General features: G+C 69.5%; 3 protein-coding genes and 1 pseudogene. All 4 read left to right on the forward strand.

The window, feature by feature from the left end; genetic code table 11:
* On the forward strand, window positions 1-2085 hold a 2085-nt coding region (locus tag LQT98_RS16435; RefSeq protein ID WP_231463609.1), incomplete at its 5' end, for a glycoside hydrolase family 15 protein.
* A 250-nt stretch (window positions 2086-2335) separates the two neighbouring features.
* The gene (gene tauA, locus LQT98_RS16440) at window positions 2336-3346 is read left to right on the forward strand and encodes a taurine ABC transporter substrate-binding protein (protein WP_231463610.1); all 1011 of its coding nucleotides are present in this window, start codon (window positions 2336-2338) and stop codon (window positions 3344-3346) included.
* A gap of 16 nt (window positions 3347-3362) precedes the next feature.
* Entirely contained in the window at window positions 3363-4157 is a 795-nt protein-coding gene (locus LQT98_RS16445) for a taurine ABC transporter ATP-binding protein (RefSeq protein WP_231463613.1), read from the forward strand.
* Window positions 4144-4670 (forward strand): annotated as a pseudogene (locus tag LQT98_RS16450) (taurine ABC transporter permease); the annotation flags it as partial. The gene LQT98_RS16445 and the pseudogene LQT98_RS16450, both read left to right, overlap by 14 nt.

The following is a 4670-nucleotide window of genomic DNA, read 5'->3' on the forward strand; positions in this document are numbered from 1 at the left end:
GGCGCCGGCGGCGGCGCGGCCTTGGCCGCCAGCCGCAATCAGCGCGCCTCGGCGCTGCTGAGCAGCCTGCCGTGGAAGACGCAGAACGGCCACCGCATGCTGTCCAACGGCTTTGTCGGCCTCAGCGACGGCTGGACCGATCTGCTGGGCGGCGGCGCCGACAAGCGCATGGATTGGACCTTCGATTCCGCCGGCAACGGCAATGTGGCGCAGATGGGCTGGCTGGAGCTGGGCGACCCGCGCGCCACCAGCGTGTCCTTCGACGTGGTGCTGGGCTTCGGCGCCAGCCAGGGGCAGGCGCTGGACGCGGCCGAGGCGGCGCTGGGCGGCGATCTGGACGCGGCGCAGCGGCGCTACGACGCCGGCTGGCAGGCTTACGCCGCCGGTCTGTCCGATCAGGGCGGCAGCGCCGACGACGGCTACTACCTGGCGGCGATGACGCTGAAAACCATGCAGGACAAGGCCAGCGGCGCGATGGTGGCAGGCCTGGGCACGCCATGGGGCGCCAGCCAGGGCGACGCCAACGCCGGCGGCTATCATCTGGTGTGGCCGCGCGACCTGTTCAAGTTCGCCAACGCCCTGCTCACCGCCGGCGACCGCGCCACCGCCGCGCGGGTGACGGATTATCTGTTCAACACCCTGCAGCAGCGCCGCGACTGCGGCGTGGCGGAATACGACGCCGCCGGCTGCCCGGACGGTTTCAGCCGCAACGGCCGCTTTCCGCAAAACGCCTGGGTCAGCGGCGCGCAGTATTGGCAGGGCACCCAGATGGACGAGCAGGCCATGCCCATCCTGCTGGCCTGGCGCCAGGGGCCGGCGGTGTATTCGCCGCTGTGGCCGCGCATCAAGCTGGCCGCCGACTACATCCTGAGCGCCGGGCCGTGGACCTATCAGGAGCGCTGGGAGGAAAACAGCGGCTATTCGCCGTCCACGCTGGCGGCGCAGATCGCCGGCTTGGCCGCCGCCGCCGACATCGCCCGTGCCAACGGCGACGACGCCAGCGCCGCGCGCTATCTGTCCGCCGCCGATTACTGGCAGCAAAACGTGGACGCCTGGACCTTCACCCGCAGCGGCGGCTTTGGCGACGGCCGTTATTATCTGCGCCTCAATCCGTCCGCGCGCGCTGGCGGGGCCAGCCGCGCCGGCCAGGCGCCGGCGCTGGGCCCGGACACGCCGCAGACGCTGGAAGTGAAGAACGGCGGCGGCGGCCGCGATGCGCGCCGGGTGGTGGACGGCGGCTTCCTGGAATTGGTGCGCATGGGGGTGAAGCGCGCCGACGATCCGGCGGTGCGCGCCACCTTGGGCATTTACGACGCGGTGCTGGGCCAGCGGCTGGAGCTGCCCGGCGCGCCGGCTTTGCCGGTCAACGCCTGGTTCCGCTACAACTTCGACGGCTACGGCGAACGCAATGACGGCGGCGATTTCGCCGGCAGCGGCGTGGGCCGCTTGTGGCCCATCTTCACCGCCGAGCGCGGCATCTACGAGATTGCGCGCCAGGGCGGCGGCACTGCCGGCCAGCCCTATCTGGCCACCTTGAAACAGCTGGCCACGCCGGAGGGCATGCTGCCGGAACAGGTGTGGCCGCATAGCGCGGTGCTGCCGGACGGCTGGGCGGTGGAGACGCCGGCGGGCAACCGCGCCGGCACGCCCACCCGCTCGATCGCGCCGCTGAGCTGGGCGATGGGCGAGTACATCAGCCTGTTGGCCTCCATCCGCGCCGGCCGCGTCGTCGATCTGCCGGAAGCCGCCTGCGCGCGTTACTACGCCTGCCGGGTGGAACCCAGGGCCGGGGAGGCGACGGTGGAGATCCAGGCCACCGCCACGACCAGCTGGGGGCAGCAGCTGTATGTGACCGGCGCGGCGCGCGCCTTGGGCAACTGGAACACCGATCTGGGCCTGCCGGCGGACGCGGCGGCCTACCCGCTGTGGAAGACCCGGGTCAATCTGCCGGCTGGGCAACGCATCGAGTACAAGTACTACCGCAAGAACGCCGATGGCAGCGTGAGCTGGGAGCAGCGCGCCGGCAACCGGGTATTGCAGGCGCCGGCCGGCGGGCTGACGTTGAATGATCAGGTGAACTGGTAAGAGCCTGTTCAAAGTCTGCTGCGCTTGGTGAAGCCTTGCACGGTGAGTACCAGCTCAAAATGCTCATGTACCACTCGTACATTCCGCTTTTTCGCTCGTTTTCGCCTTGTCTCGCTCTTGCTCGCGAGACTTTGAACAGGCTTCAATACGCTATTGATTTATTTGGAATATTGAAAGCAAATTTAATTACTTTTTGATATTAAACATGGCTTTTATAGTGTGCTGAGTCCCCCTTGTTCAGGAACTCGCCATGTCCATGTTCATCTCCCGCCGTTCCCTGCTGGCGCTCAGTCTCGCCAGCCTGTCCCTCGCCGCCTTGGCGGCACACGCCGCCGAGGCGCCCATCGTCATCGGCTACCAGACCGGGGTCGATCCCTCCAAAGTGGCCCAGGCCGACGGCTTGTATGAAAAAGCCATCGGCCGGCCGCTGCAATGGCGCAAGTTCGAGAGCGGCGCGGAAGTGCTGGCCGCGCTGGCTTCCGGCGACGTGCATATCGCCGATCTGGGCTCCAGCCCGCTCAGCGCCGCCGCCACCCGCCAACTGCCGATCCAGACCTTTCTGATCGTCGCCGAGATCGGCAACTCCGAGGCCTTGGTGGCGCGCAAGGGCAGCGGCATCAAGACCCCGCGGGACCTGATCGGCAAAAAGGTGGCGGTGCCCTATGTCTCCACCACCCATTACAGCCTGCTGGCCGCGCTCAAGCACTGGAAGCTGGACCCGGCCAAGCTGTCCATCGTCAATCTGCGCCCGTCCGAGATCAGCGCCGCCTGGCAGCGCGGCGACATCGACGCCGCCTATGTCTGGGCCCCGGCCTTGAGCCAGGCGCTGAAAACCGGTTCGGTGCTGGTCAATTCCGAACAAGTGGGGCAGTGGGGCGCGCCCACTTTCGAAGCCTGGGTGGCGCGCAAGGATTTCGCCGCGGCCCAGCCGCAGGCGCTGGCCGCCTTCGCCAAGGTGACCTTGCAGGCCTTCGCCGATTACCGCGCCAAGCCGGCGGCCTGGAGCGCCGGTTCGCCGCAGGTGGCCAAGATCGCGCGGCTGACCGGGGCCGATCCGGCGCAGATTCCCGGCCTGCTGGCCGGCAGCCGCTTCCCGTTGGCGCAGGAGCAGCTGTCGCCGCGCTTGCTGGGCGGCGGCACCGCCAAGGCGCTGCGCGACACCGCCTTGTTCCTGAAGGAACAGAAGAAGGTGGAAGCGGTGCTGCCGGATTATCAAGCCTATGTCGAGCCGCGCTTCGTGCGGCTGGCGCAGCCGCGCTGAGCGCGAGGAGGCCGCGATGGCGAGCTTGATCGTGGAAAACGCCGGCGTCAGCTACGCCGGCCCGTCCGGCCCGGTGCAGGCGCTGGACCGGGTGTCGCTGGAGCTGCGTTCCGGCGAGATCGTGGTGGCCCTGGGGCCGTCCGGCTGCGGCAAGTCCACCTTGCTGGGGCTGATGGCCGGCTTCCAGACGCCCAGCCAGGGCCGGGTGCTGGCCAATGGCCGGCCGGTGTGCGGGCCGGGCGCGGATCGCGGCGTGGTGTTCCAGGACGACGCGCTGATGCCCTGGCTCAACGCCGAGGACAATGTCGCCTTCGGCCTGCGCCTGCGCGGGGTGCCGCGCGAACAGCGGCGAAGCGAGGCGCGCCGCATGCTGGGCTGGGTGGGGCTGGAAGCCTTCGCCGGCCACGCGCTCAGCCAGATGTCCGGCGGCATGCGCCAGCGCCTGGGCCTGGCGCGCGCGCTGGCGGCCGATCCCGACTTCCTGCTGCTGGACGAGCCCTTGGGCGCGCTGGACGCGCTGACCCGGGAAAAGATGCAGTCGCTGATCCTCAGCCTGTGGCAGCGCAGCGGCAAGGGCATTTTCCTGATCACCCACAGCATCGAGGAAGCGCTGTTCCTCGGCACCGAGCTCTTGGTGCTGACGCCGCGCCCCGGCCGCATCGCGCTGCGGCAGAAGCTGGGTTTCGCCCAGCGCTACGCCGCCGGCGAATCGGCGCGCTCGATCAAGGCCGATCCCGCCTTCATCGCCATGCGCGAGCATTTGCTGGACTGGATTTTCCGCGCCGAGGAGGCCGACCATGCCGCCGCTTGAACTGACTGAATTGGGCCCGGCCGCGCAGGCCGAGCTGAGCGCGCCGGCGCCGGTCCATCCTTCTAGCCCTAATCCTGGTCGCTTCGCCGCCTGGCGCCGGCGCTGGCCCAGCGCGCTGTCGGTGGGCGGCCTGCTGCTGCTGTGGTGGGCGGCCAGCGCCGGCGGGCTGGTGTCGCCGCTATTCCTGCCCGGCCCGGCCCAGGTGGCGGCGCGGCTGGCGGACCTGGCCGTCAACGGCTTCATGGACGCCAGCCTGTGGCATCACGCCGCCGCCAGTCTGGGCCGGGTGGGCCTGGCGCTATTGCTGGCCGCGGCGACCGCGGTACCGCTGGGCATGCTGATGGGCCTGAGCCGGCGCGCGCACGCGGCGCTGGACCCGCTGATCGAGTTCTACCGGCCGGTGCCGCCCTTGGCCTATCTGCCCTTGATCGTGATCTGGTTCGGCATAGGCGAGGCCAGCAAGGTGCTGCTGATCTATCTCGCCATCTTCGCGCCGCTGGCCATCGCCACCGC

The sequence above is a fragment of the Chromobacterium aquaticum genome (assembly GCF_021129195.1).
Taxonomy (GTDB): Bacteria; Pseudomonadota; Gammaproteobacteria; order Burkholderiales; family Chromobacteriaceae; genus Chromobacterium; species Chromobacterium aquaticum.

Bases quoted from the DNA above. Each gene is read 5' to 3' on its own strand.
- tauA (WP_231463610.1), top strand. From the start codon at position 2,336: ATGTCCATGTTCATCTCCCGCCGTTCCCTGCTGGCGCTCAGTCTCGCC.
- LQT98_RS16445 (WP_231463613.1), top strand. From the start codon at position 3,363: ATGGCGAGCTTGATCGTGGAAAACGCCGGCGTCAGCTACGCCGGCCCG.